Genomic DNA, 18,989 nt, shown 5'->3' with positions numbered 1-18,989 from the left:
AAGGCGCGAACAATGAGTGCACAAAACCCGACGACCGATAACTGGATTGCTGCGATGTTGCGCGTGGCGGCACGCTTCGGTAAGCCTGCAGAGGGCAAAACGCTTCGCCAGCAAATGCGCTGGTTTGAACACCTGCCGGTGGCGCAGCAGCGGGATCGCCTGTGCGGGCTGCTGGGTCTCCATTTAACCATGGTGCCGCAGAACCAATTGCGCTGGCGGCAGGACATCACGCCCGTGGTGCTGGTGATGGAAAATAACAGCATCGCCGTGCTGGAAGAAATCGATGGCGAGGGCGGGGCGCGCTACTGGCTTAGTGAAGGCGGCGATGTCATTCGGGAAGGCGAGCTGGCAAGCCTGCTCTCCAGAGCGCAGGGGGACATTGGCGTGATTGGCGTGGCCGCGCGCGGAAGAGATGCCCGCATTGATGAATTCGTGCAGCCCTATGAACCACACTGGTTCTGGAAAAACTTTCGCGGCATGGGCCGGCGAATCGGCGAAATATCTCTGGCATCGGTAATCAGTAACGTCCTGGCTCTCGCCGGTATTCTTTTCTCAATGCAGGTGTACGACAGGGTTATCCCGGCGCAGTCCGAGGCGACGTTGTGGGTGCTGTTTGTCGGCGTGCTCATTGCCGCCGCCATTGAATATCTGATTCGCCTGATGCGAACGCAGGTTTCTGACCTGATGGGGAAACGCATCGATCTGAAAGTGTCCGCCATGCTGTTTGCCCGGGCGATGAATATTCGCAATGAGTCACGGCCTAAATCCACGGGCTCTTTCATCTCCCAGCTGCGTGAAATCGATCAGGTTCGTGAGTTACTGACCTCAACCACCGTCGGCGCTGCCGCAGACTTACCCTTTGTCATTCTGTTCCTGTTTATCATGTCGTTTATCGGCGGCTGGCTGGTGCTGATTCCGCTGGCTGCTATTCCGCTCATTATTATTCCGGGGATGTTAGTGCAGTTCCCTATGGCGCGTCTGGCAAAAGCCGGGCTGCGCGAAGGCGCGCTGCGGAATGCCGTGCTGGTCGAGACGATAGAAGGCATTGAGGATATCAAAGCGCTGCAGGCCGAGCCTTACTTTCAACGCCAGTGGGAGCAAACCCACGAGGTCAGCGCCTCGATTGGCAATCAGCAACGTCTGTGGGGCGCCAGGCTGACCGGCTGGGCCTCCACCGTGCAGCAACTGACCTACGCGGGCATGCTGGTGTTCGGAGTTTATCTGGTACTGGATTCACAAATCACCACCGGTACGCTGGTGGCCTGCAGCCTGCTCTCTTCGCGCACCATCGCGCCACTCATGCAGCTGACCATGGTGTTTTCTCGTTGGCAGCACGCCAAAACCGCGATGAAAGGGCTGGATGAGCTGCTAAAAAAACCGCTCGATAAACCCGAGTCGGCCACCATGGCGCACTGTCCGACCCTGACCGGCCACTTTGAACTGCGCAACGTGCACTATACCTACGACGAAGAGAACGAAAAAAACGTGCTCAACGTGCAGCAGTTGAACATTAAGCCTGGAGAGAAAATAGCCATTCTGGGGAAGGTGGGCGCGGGCAAATCGACCCTGTTAAAAATACTGGCGGGCCAGGCGCAGGCCAGCCAGGGAAAAGTGCTGGTGGACGGCGTGGATATGGCACATATCGATCCGACCGATTTGCGCCGCCAGCTTGGCTGGCTGTCCCATGATTCGCGGCTGTTTTTTGGCACGCTCAGGCAGAATCTGCTGCTCGGCAATCCCCACGCCAGCGAACAGGAAATGCTGCAGGCGTTACGGATTAGTGGCGCGCTGTCGCTGGTCCAGCAGGATGCGGCCAGTCTGGATCGCGTGATCAATGAAGGGGGGCGAGGGCTGTCAGGTGGACAGCGGCAGATGATCATGCTCAGTCGAATGATCCTGCGCCAGCCGCAGGTGGTGCTGCTGGATGAGCCAACGGCCGCCATGGATGAGCAGCTTGAAGAGCATGTCATCCGTCAAATGCAGGGCTGGATCAGTGGGCGCACGTTGATTCTGGTGACGCATCGCCCCGCGCTGCTGAAGATGGTCGATCGCATTGTCGTGATGGATAACGGGCGCATTATTGCCGACGGTGCGAAAGAGCAGATATTGCGGCGCGCCACTCAGAACGTCCCGGAAGCGACACAGGGAGGTGCGGTATGAGTGTGATCATCGATAAAGACCTTGCCAGACACGAGCGGCGCACCTCCGCGATCATCTGGTTGTGTACGGCGGCGCTGGCCTTTTTCCTGATCTGGGCGCACTTTGCCATTCTTGATGAGGTAACCGTCGGGACCGGTAAGGTTACGCCATCTACGCGCGCCCAGGTCATTGACAGCCTGGACGGTGGCATCGTTAAGCAGCTCAACGTGCACGAGGGCGATATTGTAGAAAAGGGCCAGATACTGGCCACGCTGGATCCAACCCGGTTTCAGTCCAACTTTGGTGAAGTACAGGCCAGAGTTCGTACGCTGCGTGCTTCATCGGAACGGCTCAATGCTGAACTGTCGGGGATTCCACTTAAATTCAGTGCTGAGACGCAAAAAGAGCCGCAGCTGGTGGCGCGTGAGAGACAGCTGTATGAATCGCGTCGGCGTAACCTCACCGAGACCATCAACAACCTGCAACAGTCTTTGCGGCTGGTACAGGATGAGCTGCGGTTAACTGAACCGCTGGTGGCAAAAGGCGCGGCGGGGCAGGTTGAAGTGATTCGCCTGCGCCGGCAGGTCAGCGATCTGCGTGGAAAAATCGACGAGGCGCGTAACGACTATCTGGTCCGCGCTCATGAGGAGCAGGTGAAAAACAATGCTGAACTCGATGCCCAGCTACAGGTAGCCGCAGGCAAAGAGGATCAGCTGACGCGCGCCACGCTCTATTCACCCGTGCGCGGCATTGTTAAAGATATTCAGGTCACCACGGTAGGTGGTGTGCTCGAACCCGGCGGAAAAATGATGGAAATCGTCCCCCTGGAAGATCAGTTACTGATTGAAACCCGTATCAATCCCCGTGATATCGCCTATATCCGGCCCGGACTGGCAGCCGTGGTGAAAGTCACAGCCTATGACTCATCCATTTACGGGGATTTAACCGGCGTGGTGGAAACCGTTTCGCCTGATACCTTGCAGGATGAAGTTAAGCGCGACCAGTATTACTACCGGGTTTATGTGCGTACGCAAAAAGCAGAACTCACCAACAGGGCTGGACGACGCTTTCCTATCGTACCGGGCATGGTGGCGAATGTGGAGATCAAAACGGGGCAGAAATCTGTCATGGACTATTTGCTTAAGCCGTTGAATAAAGTCAAAGAATCGATGCGTGAACGCTAATATAGCCCACGTTTTCTGACGTCACGTATTTTAGTTACGCTGCGTGATAAATTAGCCGCTGAAGTTTACCTGCTGAGGCGGTATATTTCGCGAAATAAACCCATAAATACGGTGAAGAATCCCGCAGCTATCCCGGCTATTCAACTCTCTAAGACAATACAGACAACGTTCAGGCAAAAAAAAGCCGGGCAATAAGCCCGGCGATATATAAGGGTAAAAAAAAATCATTCGGGGTGAATGAAGATAAGAAATAAATGATGATAGCGGGAGTAAGTATATTGGCTGGCGAATAATAATTTTTACCATTGAGTGCTTAGGATTATTCCCACTAAAATCATTCGGATAGCTATTATTTTCAACGCGGTTGTCATTTTGTGCTTTATTTTTTATCACTCCGTGCGGCTAATAAGTTCCCCTTTTTTTACATATAGCAATAAATTTTACAGATCATGAAACACTTTTGGAAATTTAGTAGCATTTTTACGATGGATTATTACCCATTATGAAACAACAATGGTTTGCCGACCGATATTACCATCGGTTTGCAGTGGCAAATATAAAAGGCACATAACAGAGGGTAATAAAAATGAAGCGTCACATTCTCTCCCTGGCGATCCCGGCATTACTGGCAGCAGCGGGCTCGGCAAATGCGGCTGAAATCTACAATAAAGACGGCAATAAATTAGACCTGTTCGGCAAGGTTGACGGATTGCACTATTTCTCGGACAACGACGGTGCCAACGGCGACCAGTCTTATGTTCGTTTTGGCTTTAAGGGTGAAACCCAGGTAACAGATCAACTGAGCGGCTACGGCCAGTGGGAATACCAGGCGGCGCTCAACAATTCAGAAGCACAGGGTACGGCAAACAGCTACACCCGTGTTGGTTTTGCAGGGCTGAAATTCGGCAATGCGGGTTCATTCGACTACGGTCGTAACTACGGTGTGGCTTACGACATTGGCGCATGGACTGACGTTCTTCCTGAGTTTGGTGGCGATACCTATGGCGCAGACAACTTTATGTTCCAGCGTGGCAACGGTATGGCGACCTACCGCAACAACGGCTTCTTCGGTCTGGTAGACGGCTGGAACTTTGCAGTTCAGTATCAGGGCAAAAACGATAACCCAACGGAAGCAAGCGGCGGGCGTGATGTGCTGGGTGAAAACGGCGACGGCTGGGGTCTGAGCACGACCTACGATCTGGGCTCCGGTTTCGGTATCGGTGCGGCAACCTTCCAGTCGGATCGTACCAACAACCAAAATGGCAATGCGCCGGGCATTCTGGGTCGCGGAGATAAAGCGGAAGCTTATACCGGTGGTCTGAAATACGATGCTAACAACATTTATCTGGCTGCGATGTACACGCGCGCCTATAACGCGATCAGCTTTGGCGACAGCACAAGCGCTAATCAGCCAAACACGGCCTACGGCTATGCTGACAAGGCTGATAACTGGGAATTAGTGGCACAGTATCAGTTTGACTTTGGTCTGCGTCCTTCTCTGGCGTACGTTAACTCGCGCGGCACCGATGTGCAGAACTGGGGCAAACAGAATCTGAAGAAATATGTCGACGTGGGTGCGACTTACTACTTCAACAAAAACATGTCGACCTATGTTGATTATAAAATCAACTTACTCGATGACAACGACTTTACCAAGGCCGCCGGCATTAATACCGATGACGTGGTGGGCGTAGGACTGGTGTACCAGTTCTAAATGTCACAGGGAGCGCCCGTGCGCTCCCTGATTTATTAATCTGCCGGGTGTTCCGGCTCGTTATCATCCTGTGGCACGATCACGTTGCCATATCTGGCCCCCTCGAATGCCACACCTGAAAGTGTAAACGCAGCAAAACTCAGCCAGTTTTGCATCGCAGTCATCACGGTTTCCGACTTATCCATCCCACACCTCTCAGCAACACAGTTAAGGTTTCTGGTGCAGGAATCGTGCCAGCCCAACCGCTCTCATAGCCACGGAAAAACAGGTGATTTTGCTACAATGGCGCGCGAATTAGGGGGCTGATGACCTTAAATGGTGCAGGGGCGATCAACGACGGCGCAGGTAAGTGGTTGGCATGTTGCGATTACGGCGTTGCTGCCATGTTTTATAGCTTCCTAATACGAACAGGCCCAGCACAGCGGCAAGGATTACATAAATCATCTGTGACTCCTTATTCTGACGCTCTCAGGAGCGAGCGGAACGTAGCAGTGTGATCGACCTAATAAGTTTTATCAACCATGTTTAAGTTACTTTACTTAGTGTTTGTGCTTTGAAATATGCACAGATGACCTGTTACGGATAAATAATGATGCGTTTTAAGATAAATCTCCTGTTTGTAGCTTTGATGTCATTGTTAATGGGATGTGACGACACGTCATCCAAAGCCCATGACGCCATGGTGCTGGAAGGCAAAACGATGGGAACGGTGTGGCGAGTCAGCCTGGCAGGCGTGGAGGCTGGACGCAAAGCGGCACTACAACAGCGCATCCAGCAACAACTGGATGCCGATGATGCGGAACTCTCGACGTGGAAACCGACGTCAGTGCTGTCACGTTTTAATCAGAGCCGTGCAACAACGCCTCAGCCGGTGAGTGAAAACATGGCTGATATCGTGACGATTGCGCTGCGTATCGGCAAAAAAACCTCGGGCGCCATGGATATCACGGTCGGGCCGCTGGTGAATTTATGGGGATTTGGCCCCGATAAGCAGCCCAACCATATTCCGGATGACAGCCAGATCGCCGCGGCCAAAGCCCTGACCGGCTTACAACATTTACGTGTCATACAGGGAGGCGAAGGCCAGTGGTTACAGAAGGATCTGCCAGGCTTGTATGTTGATCTCTCCACGGTGGGAGAAGGTTTTGCGACCGATCACCTTGCGCGACTGATGGAACAGGAGGGGATTAACAATTATCTGGTCTCGGTGGGGGGGGCTGTGTTATCCCGCGGGATGAATGCGCAGAACCAGCCATGGCGGGTGGCGATTCAGAAACCGACCGATCGTGAAAATGCCGTGCAGGCGCGGGTAGACCTGCAGGGACACGGCATCAGCACATCTGGCAGCTATCGAAACTATTATGAGCTAGACGGCAAACGTCTTTCACACATTATCGATCCCGCGACTGGCCGCCCGATTGACCATAAGCTGGTGTCAGCGACCGTGATTGCCACTACGGCGCTGGAAGCGGATGGCTGGGACACCGGCCTCATGGTGTTAGGTACTGAAAAAGCCAAAGCGCTGGCGATTAAAGAGAAACTGGCGGTGTATTTAATCACCCGGGAAGGCGATCGCTTCGTCAGCTGGATGTCGCCCCAGTTCTCTGCTTTTATTATTCCATCTGACTGACTGAGAGAACCGCTATGCTGGATCTGTTTAGTGATGCCTCACCCTGGCAAGAACCCCTGGCTGATGGCGCGGTGATTTTACGCCGTCGCGCACGCGATGAAGCGGAAGAACTGTATCAGGCCATGATGGCAATAGCAGAATGCAATCCGTTTGAGCACCGCATCACGCCGGGCGGACATCGCATGTCCGTTGCGATGACCAACTGTGGGGACTTCGGCTGGTCGACAGATGCGCGCGGCTACCGATACAGTGAACAGGACAGCAGCAGTCAACGTCCGTGGCCGGCAATGCCGGATGCGTTTCGCCGGCTAGCGCAGCAGTCGGCTGAAGAGGCCGGCTTCCCGGGCTTCAATCCGGATGCCTGCCTGGTTAACCGCTACGAACCCGGCGCTAAGCTGACGCTGCATCAGGACAAGGATGAAAAAGACTTACGCCAGCCCATCGTTTCAGTGTCCCTGGGCCTGGCGGCGGTTTTTCAGTTTGGTGGCTTTGAGCGGGGCGACCATGCACAGCGGGTTTTGCTGGAACATGGCGATGTGGTGGTGTGGGGCGGGCCTTCGCGACTGCGCTATCACGGCATCCTGCCGCTCAAGGCGGGCATCCATCCGCTCACCGGCGCCTTTCGCTATAATCTGACATTCAGGCGGGCTTTTTAACCCCCGCGCAAAGTGCGAATAACTATTGCTATCATTTGCCATCACATTAAACTGCAGGCTGATTTTCATGTCTGGTAAGGTTTTATGGCGTTGTTGAATGTGGTTTTCTGCCAGTATCGCTGGCCGTTTATTGGTGTAATTTTGCTCACCCTGCTGAGTGCCGCATTGGGTATTGGCATGATTGCTTTTATCAATAGCGAAATGATCGTCGCCGTGAATACTTCCCTGACTGTTCTGCCCGCGTTTCTGTTCCAGGTCGTGATGCTGATGGGCGTAACGCTGGCCTCACAGCTGGCGCTGACCTGGCTGGGCCATCAGTTTGTCTGGCGCATGCGTGGCGAATTTATCAAGCGTATCCTGGACACGCGCGTGGAGCGCATCGAACAGATTGGTAGCGCACAACTGCTGGCGGGATTAACCAGCGATGTCCGGGCAATCACCCTCGCTTTTGTCCGATTGCCTGAGTTAATTCAGGGCATCATTATCACGCTCGGTTCAGCGCTGTATCTTGCCTGGCTGTCACCCAGAATGCTGCTGGTCACCAGCGGCTGGCTGGTGGTGACCATCGTCGGCGGCTGGATGCTGGTATCGCGGGTTTATCAGCATATGGCGAAGCTACGCGATGTCGAAGACAATCTCTACCGCGATTACCAGACGGTGATCGAGGGGCGTAAAGAGCTACAGCTTAACCGTGAGCGTGCCAGACTCATCTATGAAACGGTTTATCAGCAGGACGCCAACACCTACCGGCACCATATTGTGCGTGCCGATACCTTTCATCTCAGTGCCGTTAACTGGTCAAACATCATGATGCTGGGCGCTATCGGGATGGTGTTTTACATGGCTAACAGTCTGGGATGGGCCAATACGGCCGTCGCGGCCACCTTTTCCCTGACGTTGCTTTTTTTGCGCACGCCGCTGCTGTCCGCGGTCGGCGCTCTGCCTACGCTACTGAGCGCTCAGGTCGCCTTTCGCAAGCTCAATACCTTTGATCTCGCGCCCTATGAACCTGACTTTCCCGCCTTTAACGGCGAAACCGACTGGCAGACGCTTGAATTGCGAGATGTGACCTTTCACTACGGCGATAACGGTTTCCAGGTCGGACCGGTTAACTTGCGGCTCCAGCGCGGCGAGCTGGTGTTTTTAATCGGCGGTAACGGGAGCGGCAAATCGACGCTGGCCATGCTGCTCACCGGACTGTATCGCCCTCAGTCCGGCAGCCTGTTAATCGATGGCAAACCGGTTGATATGGGCGACCTCGATCGCTGGCGCAAACACTTTTCCGCCGTCTTTACCGATGTCCATCTGTTTGATCGCCTGATTGACAGCAAAGGCGATCCGGCGTCACCCGCCCGGATTCAGCAGTGGCTGGAAAAGCTTAAAATGCAGGACAAGCTAAAGATTGAAGGGAATAAGATCCTGAATCTGCAGTTGTCAAAAGGGCAAAGTAAAAGGCTGGCGTTGCTGCTGGCCGTGGCTGAACAGCGCGATGTCCTGCTGCTGGATGAGTGGGCAGCCGATCAGGATCCCCATTTCCGCCGGGTTTTCTATCGTGAACTACTGCCGGCGTTACAGGCCGCCGGTAAAACGGTATTCGCCATCAGCCACGACGACCACTACTTTATTCATGCCGATCGTCTGCTGGAAATGCGTGAGGGTAATCTGTACGAATTAACCGGCCATGCTCGCGACCACGCCAGCCTGGATGCCGTCAGGCTGACTGATACCGGATTATGATGTCTGATGAACGCGATTGACGAGGCTGCCCGATGCCTGACTACCACACTCAGAGGAGGGGCAGAGGGTTGATGCATAAAGGATAAAGCCGCTCAGGGTGAGCGGCTTAGAAAAGGTCTGGTTGGCGCTTGAAATCACACGTTGCTTTGCTGTAACGCGGTGTGAGGTTGGTAGCTTGTTATAATCAATCGTTTGGCGGGATGGAGAAGTTTTTCAGTGAAACGACAAAATGTTGTTGGCCTTTGCTGATGCGCGCACCGCGATCGCACCACTGACTTGCCAGACGAAAGAAATCGTCACAACCGATGTCGTATGCCAGCTCCACCTTATTGATACCTGAGTGCAGTAAATTTTCTGCATCCTTCAGGTTTTTAGCTTGGATGATCATATCTGTACCCTCGATTTCAGGAGGAAACAGAATAAGCTTTTTTTATGACAAAAATGTTTCAGTTTGATGAACCGCTGTCTTATTTGTTATTTTTGTGAAGCATTAGACATTAAGGGTTTATCACTAACTCATTAATTAATATCAATAATGGTGATTTTTTAGCAGTTTATCGGGAAAGTCTGATATTGCAACCATCAGCAGCGGGCTGTTCAGCACAGCCCGGCAAACAGAAATCGTTTAGTCCTGTTGATGTCTGTCAGGCAGCAGGCCAATCAGAGGTTTTCAGGTCTGGGCTTCATGCTCACTCTCAGGGCGAAGACGTTCCTGAGCCAGAAAACTCAGGTCGCTGCCTGCAGGACGCTGGTAAATGCGCAGCGAAAAGACGTTAGCGATGGCATATACGTATTCGAAGATGGCCGATTGGGTATGTTCATAATCAACCCAAAGCACAGACGACGTAAAGCAGTAGATCTCAATGGGCAGCCCCTCAGAAGACGGCTTCATTGACCTCACCACGATATACATCTCTTTATGGATATCGTCTCGCTGAGCCAGCCAGGCGGTGAGATAGTGACGAAAGATCATCAAATTCGTCATGCCATTTTCAACGAACCAGCGATCGCCGACGGCACTCAGTTCGCGACCATCCATAAGTTTGGACAGTTGTTCATTAATGCCGCGAATCTGCGTCATGGGCTCCAGCATGGCGTGATTTACAAAGCTTATGGACGTTTGATCAATGTAGAAACTGCGCATGATCCGGCGTGCACCGGATGAGAACATGGCCTGCCAGTTGGTATAGGTTTCGGTCAGAAAGGTTTTGGTGGGAACGCGGGACAGAGTATTGTCCCAGTTGCGAATAGTAATGGTGTGAAGGGCGATATCCACTACTTCTCCACTAATATTATTGACCGGAAGCTCTATCCAGTCGCCTAGCTGCAACACATCATTCGAAGAGAGCTGTATATTCGCCACCAGCGACAGTAAAGTGTGCTGAAATATCAACATCAGTACCGCTGCCACCGCACCCAGACTGGAGATAATAATGACTGGCGACTTATTCGACATGATAGCCAGGATCATAATCGCCGAAATGATATGCACCAGAATTTTGCCGACCTGGATATAGCCTTTAATGGAATGGTTTTTACGTTTCGACTTTTTTACGTAGGAGATATTAATAATCTCCAGTACTTCATTAAAGAACAGCGACAGGTAGACCATAAACAAAATGCCGCAGATGGTCTTAATGGCAATCAGCAGATGCTCGGGTAAGTCCGGCATAAACTGCAGCAGGAAGTAGACGGTGATCACCGGAATAAAATTAGACAGCTTTTCAGACAGCCTGACGTCTTTGTCCAGCGGCACCTGATTTTTATGGCTGCTGAAGAACACCTTACGTACGACTTTGACAACCAAAAACTTACAAATCAGATGCGCAACCAGGCCCGCGACAATCAACACAACGATGTTAATAGCAATGGAAAGAGCAGGTTTGTTCTCGATAAAGTGTTGTATGTCGTTCAAATAATTCATGTTAATCGTATGCCTGGAAATTTGTCTGTATTCAATCACAAACCTGATAATGGCGATAAGCGTAGCGTGCGTTTGAACGTCGTGCGAGGGGTAAGTTAATTGAGTTGATTTATAATGCCATAGTGCCACTTTACGCCTGTGGCATCGCCAGCCTGTCTGACGCGTGAACAGGGGCGGCAGAGCGGGGCAGTCAACGAAAGTCTGGCTCGTTCAGGCCATGACTGTACTGCCTGTGCTGAGGTTCACGTACGCGTCCTGCGAGCGCTGGCGCGTTCACCAGGGCAGTGCATGGGTAACCGGCTTTGTACTGTGCCACAGAGGTATTTTTCGCCGCCTCATAACGGTCAGTTTCGGCAACAGGTCTTTAGCCTTTGGGTTATTCAGGACAGGCAGATATCAGTATCGTCATATTGAACCGGGGATGCTATGCGCGCGTTAACTCCCTGCATATAAATGAGCATCATTGAATTAAGGTTATATTTTCCCGATGCTCATCATTTTATTGAACCTGTTCCTGCTGTCGCTCAGGCGTGTGTTTTTTCTCTTAGTGACATGTTGTTGGCCTGATAAAAAGGCGCTGCAAAATGCGGGTTTTACACTCTGTATTTATAGCTATTTACGCTAAATATATGGAGGATATCGCCGTAATTTGACTTATGAGAGGCATACTGTAGGTTAAAAATACCTCAAAAACATATGCTTATCTCCACCTCTTTTCAGGAAGGTGGAAAATGAAAACTCACACTATCTCTAACAGTCACCCCGGTGGTCGTGTTCAGTCGGCGCGCTCGGGCAGAGTGGGCTTTATTGAAAAAGCCGGTTTTGGCGCCGGCGATGCGGCCTGCAATATGTTGTTTAATCCGATAACCATGTTCTTGTCGTTTTTCTATACGGATATATTTGGCCTTGCGCCGGGCGTGGTGGCGACCATCTTTCTTGTTGTACGATTTGCCGATGCGGTTTTCGACCCCTTTTACGGCGCTTATATTGATAAAACCGCGACGCGATGGGGCCGTTTTCGTCCCTGGATTATAGGCTTTGCCGTACCCTTTGCCATTAGCTGTATGGTGATGTTTTACACACCGGATTTACAGGGCCATGCAAAGGTCATGTATGCCTTTATTACCTATCTGATTTTGTCGCTGCTTTATTCCGGGGTTAACATTCCTTATTGCTCGCTGGGCGGCGTAATCACTACCAACGCGCAAGAACGGGTGTCCTGTCAGCAATTCCGTTTTATGGGCGCCGGGCTCGCCAGCCTGTTCTGCACGCTGACATTACTGCCAATGGTGGCCTTTTTCGGTAACGGAAACCGGCAAATCGGTTTCTTCTGGGTCATCACCATTTTTGCCATCATTTCCCTGTTTTTGTTTGTTTTTTGTGTGGCAACCACCCGGGAGCGCATTACACCCAAGAGCAATGCCGGAGAATCCATTTTCACTATTATCCGGCAAATCACAAAAAACGATCAGTGGGTCGTCTGTGTCTTTGCCATGTTTCTGGACTGTATCCCTTCTTTTGTGCGCGGCGCCGCCTGTATCTACTTTGCGAAGTACGTGATGGGATTAAACGATTACTACGCCACGCTGTTCCTGAGCACCGGCATTGTTGCCGGTATTCTTGGCTCTTACATTACCCCGTTTTTCACGAACCGGTGGTGTAAGGTTCAGGTTTATCAGGCATGCAAAGCGGTCGCGCTGGCGATGTCAGTGGTGTTCTTCTTTTTGCCCGCCCAGAACGTGGTACTGGTGTTTGGCTGGTTTTTTATCCTGTCAGTCATTCATCAGATTGGTGCGCCTATCCTGTGGTCGTTTATCGGTGACGTTGATGACTATGGCGAATGGAAAACAGGCAAGCGCCTGTCTGGGATCTGTGCCTCTGGCAACCTGTTTTCACTCAAAATTGCGCTGGCCGTCAGCGGCGCGATTGTGGGGGCTGTCCTGTCGGTCACCGGTTATCAGGCCAACATTGCTGTGCAAAGCAGCCGCGCCATCGCCGGGATTTATGCGCTGATGGTCTGGATTCCCGTCGTGGGTTATCTGCTGTCTGTGTGGCTGGTCCGTTCGCGCTACATATTGACCACAGCCAAAATGAAAACCATTGAAGACGATCTGTTCTCAACGCATCCCGAGTAAGCCTTTATCCGTAATTCGTTATGAAGACAGAAGGGAAGAAAATGATTACGTACTTTTTCCAAAAACAAAACTACATCGACCGGGTGGACGACGCCCTTTACGGCTCCTTTGTTGAGCATCTTGGGCGCGCTGTCTATAGCGGCATCTATGAACCTGGGCATGCCACGGCGGATCAACACGGCTTTAGGCAGGACGTGGGGGAACTGGTGCAGGATCTGGGGATCAGCACCGTACGTTATCCCGGTGGTAACTTTGTCTCAGGCTATAACTGGCGTGACGGCATTGGCCCGCAAGCCGAGCGCCCGGTCAGGCTGGATTACGCGTGGCTGACGAAAGAAAGCAACCAGTTTGGCATCGATGAGTTCGCCACCTGGTGTGAGAAATATGCGGTGACGCCAATGATCGCCGTCAACCTTGGCACAGGTACGCCGCAGGAGGCCGGTTACTTTATTGAATACTGTAATCTGGCGTCAGGCACTGCGCTCAGCGATCTGCGTATCCAGCATGGTCGGGAAACGCCGTATAATTTTAAACTCTGGTGCCTGGGTAATGAGATGGACGGCGAGTGGCAAACCGGGCAGCTGAGCGCGGAGGATTACGTTAAAAAAGCGCGGGAAACGGCAAAAATCATGCGCTGGGTCGACCGGGATATCAGGCTGGTCGCCTGTGGCAGCTCTAACTCGTTACAGGCCAGCTACCCGGAATGGGATCGTATCGTTCTGGAAGGGCTCTATCATCAGATCGATTACCTCTCATGCCACCATTATTTTGAAAACAGCACCGGTAACCCGCAGGATTTCTTAGCGTCGTTCCAGAGAATGGATGATTTTATTCATACCATCACGGCCACGGCGGACTATGTAAAAGCCAAACTGCGCAGCGATAAAAAGATGATGCTGTCGTTTGATGAATGGAACATCTGGTCAATCGAAGGCGAACCCTGGCAGGATCACTTTATCGATCCCAACAACCTTTATCAGGAAGCGCCGCCCCTGCTGGAGCAGTCTTATACCTTCCTGGACGCGCTGACGTTTGGCGGGCTGATGTGTTCATTACTCAATCATTGTGACCGGGTGAAAATGGCGTCGCTGGCCCAGTTGGTCAATGTGATTGCTCCCATCTTTACCCGCCCCGGCGGCGAGGTGATTCGCCAGACCATCTTCTGGCCTTTCCAGATGGTGAGCCAGTATGGACGCGGGCACGCGCTGCGCTATTTTGCCAACGTTCCCACCGTTAACACGGTGCATGGCGAAACCCGGCAGGTACAAAGCGCGGCGGTGTACAATGAAGAGAGGCAGCAAATTGCCTTCTTTGCGCTCAATACACACGACCATGACGCAACAGACATCAGGTTTATGCTGGATGCGTTTGGTGAGGGAGTACTCTCACAACATATCGTGTTAGCCGGCCATGCGCTGGATGCCAGAAATACCTTCTCTCAGCCGGATAATGTGGTGCCGCAACCCCGCACGCTGACAAATGAGCAGCGTCGCCAGAAACAGGTGTCGCTCCCGCCTCTCAGCTGGAACATGGTGCTGATCGATCTGCAATGCTGAACAGGGATAAACCCGCCAGTGTCGGATGTTTCTGGCGAAGGTGATGAAGCGGCGGAGCCACTCAAAACCCACTATCGCGTGGGTTTTGACCGAACTGGGCCGGGTTTATCAATCGCCTTACTCCAGGATTTCGGCCAGATTTACGATATAACGTGAGGAGATAAAGGCAATTGACCTTTTATCAAATTCCCGTTCATGACGGATATTTGCTAATAGGTTCCAGTAAAAAACCTTCGCCCCATACGGCCGCAGCGACAATCGACAATCTGACAGCGCGTGGGTTTTTTATCATTGTTTATCGCGCCTTTCCGGAATCATGAACCCTGTTTATCGGGGCGACGTTCTACGCATCAGAATAAATGTTTCCCTTAAACGAAATCCTGGCATGATGCTTTTTTAACAGCGCATATTGGCCTTTATTCGCTGTTGATCATTGATTAACCCGCTCGGCACAGTCATTCCTGACTATCGAACAGCCTGTGTTTTTTATCTGTTATTGACAAATGCAGTTAAATGACGCTCAGGCAGCCGGCACTTTTTTATCCACCACAAAATCAAACTTTGTTAAACCAACACTCTGGGCACTTGTCATCACGAAGGCCACTCGCCCATACGGGGTTCCCTGATCCGCATAGATACGGATATGCGGCGGTTCAGGCAGTTTTGCCGCATCCTGCAGCCGGGCTACAAAGGCGGCGTCATCGAGTGTTTCTTTATCCCAGGCAATATTCCCGTTGGCCGTCAGCGAGATATTCACTGATTTAATGTTCTTATCGACCATGCTGGCGTTAGCTTTGGGCAAATTGACTTTTACCGCCGGATTGATCACCGGCAAGGTAATCATAAAGACAATCAGTAATACCAGCATGACATCAATAAAAGGGGTCATATTAATATCATTGACCAGCGGATCGTCATCTGACTCAAACTGTGATTTACCTGACATACTCATTTTTCACGTCTCCTGAGAAGGCCGCGCTAAACTGGCTGACTGGCGCGAAATGGCTGAACAGGGCTCGACTGAGCTTTATCGCCAGCGTGCAGTTCCTCTACGTTAGACGTAATACGTGAGCCGGTAAGATAATAAGCGTGCAGGTCGTTGGCAAAACGCGCGATGGCGTGCTGAAGGGCGCGGTTGCGACGACTTATGGTGTTAAACCCCAGAACTGCCGGGATAGCCACGAAAAGGCCAAATGCCGTCATGATAAGCGCTTCGCCCACCGGCCCGGCAACGTGAGCCAGATCGGGCTGGTCGGCCATGCTGATGGACTGCAGCGCATGATAGATCCCCCAAACGGTGCCAAGCAAACCTACAAATGGCGCCGTACTGCCAATGGAGGCAAGGATCCCCAGGCTTGATTGCAGATTGGCAGCGCTGTCGTCGATACTGTTTTTCAGGGCGCGGGCCAGCCAGTCGCTAATATCCAGATTGTTGCTGATGCCTGCTTCAATCGTATATTGGTGGGACATGGCCGCGTGTCCGGCGATGGCAAGGTCGCGAAACGGGTTGTTACCGTTGGCACCCAAGGTATCAATGGCTGCCGGTAGCGTCTTTTGACTCCAGAATAAATGCTTGGTGCGGTGGGCTATCTTTTTCATGCCCGCGCCTTGTATGCATTTTATAACAATGACCGACCAGGACATGACCGACATAATTAGCAGGATAATGGCCACTGACCGGGTAATGATGTCACCCTGTTCCCATACATGTTCAATGCCAAACTCATTCATAATGCATCCTCAATTAGTAAGAAAAGCGCCCGCTCATCATCATCCTGCCCTAGCTGGATAATTTGAACGTGATGGGTTGAATCGTCATAACGGAAATCGCCTGGCCGTTTTCCATGTAAGGATTGCAGCGTATTCGGGAAACGGCTTCCATTGCCGCCTGATCCAGATCGTCAAAGCCGCTGCTCCGTGCAATTTCGCGGTGTTTCACCGTGCCATCGGAGTTAATGATCAGGCGGATTAGCACCTCGCCCTGTTCCTGAAGCCGTTTCGCCCTACGTGGATAGTCCGGAGCCGGTACCTGGCAACCCACTGTGGCGACATTCCTGGGGGCAGCATTCGGTACGCTTTTCAGCATTTGCCCTTGAGACGTGGCGGGAATCGCCGTTCGTTCCGCCACTTTTGCATTTTGCACGGGTGAAGGTTTAACCGGTTCGACCGGGTGCGTTTTTTCCGTTAACGTTTTGTGTCGAACAACTGGCTTTGGTTTGGGCTTAGGCGGCACGACTTTTGGCTCAGGTGGCGGTACAACCGGCTTGACGTCATCCTGATCGATTTCGCGCGTGCTGTTATCGGCGGTCAGGACAGGTGGCGCTTTGACGACCTCCGGAACCGGTACGGGTTCAGCGGGCGCCTCGACCATGGTTGCTTCAATACTGGTTTGGGTCGCGGGATTAATAATATTCAGCGGATGGTATTGAGTGGTGTGGGTAATAGCCATGGCAATCAGTGCCAGGTGCAAGATAACCACCGCGCTCACCGCCAGCTTTGGCAGATTTTTTTTACAGGAACTCTGCGCGCCTTGCGGAGCAATCAGGGGAGCCGTTGGTATTCCAGGCACTGAAAGATGATCTTTGAAAATAAGGCGCTCTGCTTTCACTACTACCTCACGATAAATCGCTACTGCTCAATGATTCTCAGCAGCAGTTTCTGGAAGACTTATCCTGTATGTGCAACGAGAATGAAAAAATGACACCGGCCGGGGAAGAAAAAACGCAAATTTTTATGACGCAGCCGGCTCGATCCTGATCCAGTAATTCGTAGTACGAGTGATCGCAATCGGCATTGTTTGGGCAAGCGCGTCGAGCGTGTAGGGAATATTATCAAGCGGGAAGTTGCCGCTGACTCGCAGGTCAGCGACGGCCGGGGCGACGCGAATGACGGCAGGACTGTAATTTTTCAGTGAGTTAATCACGGAACCCAGCGTAGCATCTTTCACTTCCAGGCGACCCTGCGTCCATGCGGTTTCCTCATAGGGCGAGACGCCCAGCGGAATAAACGACTGATGATCGAACCACAGGCCGTGGCCTGCCTGAACCTGCCGACTGTCACCGTTTCGATTGGTCACTTTTACCACCGCGTTCAGGACGGCCAAATGAATACCGCTCGATTCCTGCCGAACATGGAAACGGGCTTCCTGCGCAAGAATTCGCCCTGCGTGGGTGGCAATGGTGAACGGGCGTTGATCGTCGACCACTTCGGCAATGATGCCACCGGTGCGCAGTTCCACTTTGCGCAAGGTTTCATCCAGCGAAATATTCAACGCCGTGCGGGCATTCATATCCAGCGTGCTGCCGTCGTTAAGTTGGATCCTGCGCCGCTGTCCGGTATCGGTATAAGCATCGGATAACAGGTAGGGCAAAGGATATCGCTGGTTTAATATCAACCCACTGAACACACCTAACGCGGCAACGCCACAGGCTTTTTGCAGGAACTGACGGCGGCTTGACGGCGCAAGCAACGTCTGGCGCAGATTTTCTGTGGGTATACTGTGGTTTAGCGTCTGAATCTTACCCAACGTTGCTTCAATTTTTGCACAGGCGGCGTCGTGACGATCGTCGGAATAACGCCAGCGCTCATACTGCCGGAAGTCATCTTCTGTGGCATCGCCCGAGCGTAACAGTACCATCCACTCAATTGCTTCCTGCGCGACGTCGTCGGGACGCTGGGTAAGTTTCATTTGTGATGTCCCGCCATCGGGTCAGATTGACCCTGAGCCACCAGATAACAATTCGTCAGTGCTTTAGCCACATATTTACGCACCATACTGGCTGATACGCCAAGCTCTTTAGCGATTTCAGCATAGGTCATGCCATCCAGTTGGTTGAGCAAAAAGGCCTTTCTCGCATTTACGGACAAGCCATCCAGAGCGCGATCGATAGCCAGTAAAGACTCCATCACCATCTCCAGTTCTTCGGGCGAGGGGTGACAATGCTGCGGGCTATCTGCCAGAGCTTTGAGATAAGCCTGTTCAAGGTCGCGGCGTCGCCAGTTTTCATATAACACGCGCTGGGCCAGTGTCGTCAGCATGGCCCTCGGCTCGCGAATGTGGGGCAGTTCCGGAATTGCCGCCAGACGTAAAAACGCTTCAGAAGCGATATCTTCTGCCATGGTGCCGTAGCTAATTCGACGCCGTAATTTATCCGTCAGCCAGCGATAATCGCTGCGAAAAATAAGCGTTAATATATCTGAACGATCGGTCATGTCGGCAGGCATAATGTCCCCCATCTGAAAACTTAACACCTTTCTCAGCGCCTCAATAAAGACCGAGAAATGGAACCCACTTTCTACCTTGCGCTAAGGTGC

At 52.2% G+C, this 18,989-nt stretch carries 17 protein-coding genes; 8 read left to right on the top strand and 9 right to left on the bottom strand.

Annotated features, from left to right (window positions below; translation table 11 throughout):
* The first annotated feature begins 12 nt into the window (after positions 1-12).
* The 3 genes from ACPXSQ_RS09795 to ompC all read left to right on the top strand — a co-directional run bounded on the left by ACPXSQ_RS09795 (position 13) and on the right by ompC (position 5,037).
* Positions 13-2,160 (top strand): type I secretion system permease/ATPase, encoded by a 2,148-nt coding sequence (locus ACPXSQ_RS09795; RefSeq protein WP_014594152.1) that lies wholly within the window; start codon positions 13-15, stop codon positions 2,158-2,160.
* Positions 2,157-3,323 carry an HlyD family efflux transporter periplasmic adaptor subunit gene (locus ACPXSQ_RS09790; protein ID WP_014594151.1) on the top strand — a complete coding sequence of 389 codons (1,167 nt, stop codon included), beginning with the start codon at positions 2,157-2,159 and terminating at the stop codon, positions 3,321-3,323. The genes ACPXSQ_RS09795 and ACPXSQ_RS09790 overlap by 4 nt, the downstream gene beginning before the upstream one ends.
* Positions 3,324-3,909: 586 nt before the next feature.
* Positions 3,910-5,037, top strand: a complete 1,128-nt coding sequence (gene ompC, locus ACPXSQ_RS09785; RefSeq protein ID WP_014594150.1) for a porin OmpC — start codon at positions 3,910-3,912, stop codon at positions 5,035-5,037.
* A gap of 35 nt (positions 5,038-5,072) precedes the next feature.
* On the opposite strand, the gene ACPXSQ_RS09780 is transcribed toward ompC, so the two are convergent.
* Together ACPXSQ_RS09780 and ACPXSQ_RS09775 are read right to left on the bottom strand one after the other, a co-directional pair.
* Positions 5,073-5,222 carry a hypothetical protein gene (locus ACPXSQ_RS09780; RefSeq protein WP_014605391.1) on the bottom strand — a complete coding sequence of 50 codons (150 nt, stop codon included), beginning with the start codon at positions 5,220-5,222 and terminating at the stop codon, positions 5,073-5,075.
* 145 nt (positions 5,223-5,367) lie between these two features.
* A complete protein-coding gene (locus ACPXSQ_RS09775) occupies positions 5,368-5,481 on the bottom strand; it encodes a hypothetical protein (RefSeq protein WP_013026480.1) in 114 nt (37 codons plus the stop codon).
* A 145-nt stretch (positions 5,482-5,626) separates the two neighbouring features.
* On the opposite strand from ACPXSQ_RS09775, the gene apbE reads away from it, so the two are divergent.
* The 3 genes from apbE (at position 5,627) to ACPXSQ_RS09760 (ending at position 9,060) form a co-directional block, all read left to right on the top strand.
* Positions 5,627-6,667 (top strand): FAD:protein FMN transferase ApbE, encoded by a 1,041-nt coding sequence (gene apbE / locus ACPXSQ_RS09770; RefSeq protein WP_014605392.1) that lies wholly within the window; start codon positions 5,627-5,629, stop codon positions 6,665-6,667.
* Positions 6,668-6,681: 14 nt separating this feature from the next.
* Entirely contained in the window at positions 6,682-7,323 is a 642-nt protein-coding gene (gene alkB / locus ACPXSQ_RS09765) for a DNA oxidative demethylase AlkB (protein WP_104933523.1), read from the top strand.
* 84 nt (positions 7,324-7,407) lie between these two features.
* The gene (locus ACPXSQ_RS09760) at positions 7,408-9,060 is read left to right on the top strand and encodes a multidrug ABC transporter permease/ATP-binding protein (RefSeq protein WP_019106568.1); all 1,653 of its coding nucleotides are present in this window, start codon (positions 7,408-7,410) and stop codon (positions 9,058-9,060) included.
* Positions 9,061-9,244: 184 nt separating this feature from the next.
* Here the strand turns inward: ACPXSQ_RS09760 and ACPXSQ_RS09755 are convergent, their stop codons facing one another.
* A complete protein-coding gene (locus ACPXSQ_RS09755) occupies positions 9,245-9,448 on the bottom strand; it encodes a hypothetical protein (RefSeq protein ID WP_013026476.1) in 204 nt (67 codons plus the stop codon).
* A gap of 282 nt (positions 9,449-9,730) precedes the next feature.
* Complete coding sequence (locus tag ACPXSQ_RS09750) at positions 9,731-10,984, bottom strand: mechanosensitive ion channel family protein (RefSeq protein ID WP_014594147.1); 1,254 nt, start codon at positions 10,982-10,984, stop codon at positions 9,731-9,733.
* 731 nt (positions 10,985-11,715) lie between these two features.
* Here ACPXSQ_RS09750 and ACPXSQ_RS09745 point away from each other — a divergent pair.
* Both ACPXSQ_RS09745 and ACPXSQ_RS09740 read left to right on the top strand, forming a co-directional pair.
* On the top strand, positions 11,716-13,119 hold the full coding sequence (locus ACPXSQ_RS09745) for a glycoside-pentoside-hexuronide (GPH):cation symporter (protein WP_426143529.1): 1,404 nt from the start codon (positions 11,716-11,718) through the stop codon (positions 13,117-13,119).
* Between the two features lie 41 nt (positions 13,120-13,160).
* On the top strand, positions 13,161-14,675 hold the full coding sequence (locus ACPXSQ_RS09740) for an alpha-N-arabinofuranosidase (protein ID WP_104933522.1): 1,515 nt from the start codon (positions 13,161-13,163) through the stop codon (positions 14,673-14,675).
* Between the two features lie 520 nt (positions 14,676-15,195).
* Here ACPXSQ_RS09740 and ACPXSQ_RS09735 read toward each other — a convergent pair.
* From ACPXSQ_RS09735 to ACPXSQ_RS09715, 5 genes are all read right to left on the bottom strand, one after another.
* Positions 15,196-15,627, bottom strand: coding sequence for an ExbD/TolR family protein (locus ACPXSQ_RS09735; protein ID WP_013026472.1), 432 nt, complete (start codon positions 15,625-15,627; stop codon positions 15,196-15,198).
* Between the two features lie 26 nt (positions 15,628-15,653).
* Positions 15,654-16,406: a MotA/TolQ/ExbB proton channel family protein gene (locus ACPXSQ_RS09730; RefSeq protein WP_104933521.1), complete on the bottom strand. Its 753-nt coding sequence runs from the start codon at positions 16,404-16,406 to the stop codon at positions 15,654-15,656.
* Between the two features lie 49 nt (positions 16,407-16,455).
* Positions 16,456-17,154 (bottom strand): energy transducer TonB, encoded by a 699-nt coding sequence (locus ACPXSQ_RS09725; RefSeq protein ID WP_227008702.1) that lies wholly within the window; start codon positions 17,152-17,154, stop codon positions 16,456-16,458.
* Between the two features lie 252 nt (positions 17,155-17,406).
* Entirely contained in the window at positions 17,407-18,363 is a 957-nt protein-coding gene (locus ACPXSQ_RS09720; protein WP_013026469.1) for a FecR family protein, read from the bottom strand.
* On the bottom strand, positions 18,360-18,911 hold the full coding sequence (locus ACPXSQ_RS09715) for a sigma-70 family RNA polymerase sigma factor (RefSeq protein WP_014594144.1): 552 nt from the start codon (positions 18,909-18,911) through the stop codon (positions 18,360-18,362). Before ACPXSQ_RS09715 ends, ACPXSQ_RS09720 begins: the two co-directional genes overlap by 4 nt.
* Positions 18,912-18,989 lie beyond the last annotated feature (78 nt).

Source organism: Pantoea sp. EEL5 (genome assembly GCF_049892805.1).
Lineage (GTDB): Bacteria > Pseudomonadota > Gammaproteobacteria > Enterobacterales > Enterobacteriaceae > Pantoea > Pantoea ananatis.
This window is presented reverse-complemented; position numbering and strand designations above follow the sequence as displayed.

Excerpts from the sequence above, each read along its gene's own strand:
- ACPXSQ_RS09735 (WP_013026472.1), bottom strand. The coding sequence starts at position 15,627 with ATGAGTATGTCAGGTAAATCACAGTTTGAGTCAGATGACGATCCGCTG.
- ACPXSQ_RS09760 (WP_019106568.1), top strand. The coding sequence starts at position 7,408 with ATGGCGTTGTTGAATGTGGTTTTCTGCCAGTATCGCTGGCCGTTTATT.
- ACPXSQ_RS09715 (WP_014594144.1), bottom strand. The coding sequence starts at position 18,911 with ATGGGGGACATTATGCCTGCCGACATGACCGATCGTTCAGATATATTA.
- ACPXSQ_RS09795 (WP_014594152.1), top strand. The coding sequence starts at position 13 with ATGAGTGCACAAAACCCGACGACCGATAACTGGATTGCTGCGATGTTG.
- ACPXSQ_RS09755 (WP_013026476.1), bottom strand. The coding sequence starts at position 9,448 with ATGATCATCCAAGCTAAAAACCTGAAGGATGCAGAAAATTTACTGCAC.
- apbE (WP_014605392.1), top strand. The coding sequence starts at position 5,627 with ATGATGCGTTTTAAGATAAATCTCCTGTTTGTAGCTTTGATGTCATTG.
- ACPXSQ_RS09775 (WP_013026480.1), bottom strand. The coding sequence starts at position 5,481 with ATGATTTATGTAATCCTTGCCGCTGTGCTGGGCCTGTTCGTATTAGGA.
- ACPXSQ_RS09750 (WP_014594147.1), bottom strand. The coding sequence starts at position 10,984 with ATGAATTATTTGAACGACATACAACACTTTATCGAGAACAAACCTGCT.
- ACPXSQ_RS09730 (WP_104933521.1), bottom strand. The coding sequence starts at position 16,406 with ATGAATGAGTTTGGCATTGAACATGTATGGGAACAGGGTGACATCATT.
- ACPXSQ_RS09720 (WP_013026469.1), bottom strand. The coding sequence starts at position 18,363 with ATGAAACTTACCCAGCGTCCCGACGACGTCGCGCAGGAAGCAATTGAG.
- ACPXSQ_RS09745 (WP_426143529.1), top strand. The coding sequence starts at position 11,716 with ATGAAAACTCACACTATCTCTAACAGTCACCCCGGTGGTCGTGTTCAG.
- alkB (WP_104933523.1), top strand. The coding sequence starts at position 6,682 with ATGCTGGATCTGTTTAGTGATGCCTCACCCTGGCAAGAACCCCTGGCT.
- ACPXSQ_RS09790 (WP_014594151.1), top strand. The coding sequence starts at position 2,157 with ATGAGTGTGATCATCGATAAAGACCTTGCCAGACACGAGCGGCGCACC.
- ACPXSQ_RS09740 (WP_104933522.1), top strand. The coding sequence starts at position 13,161 with ATGATTACGTACTTTTTCCAAAAACAAAACTACATCGACCGGGTGGAC.
- ompC (WP_014594150.1), top strand. The coding sequence starts at position 3,910 with ATGAAGCGTCACATTCTCTCCCTGGCGATCCCGGCATTACTGGCAGCA.
- ACPXSQ_RS09780 (WP_014605391.1), bottom strand. The coding sequence starts at position 5,222 with ATGGATAAGTCGGAAACCGTGATGACTGCGATGCAAAACTGGCTGAGT.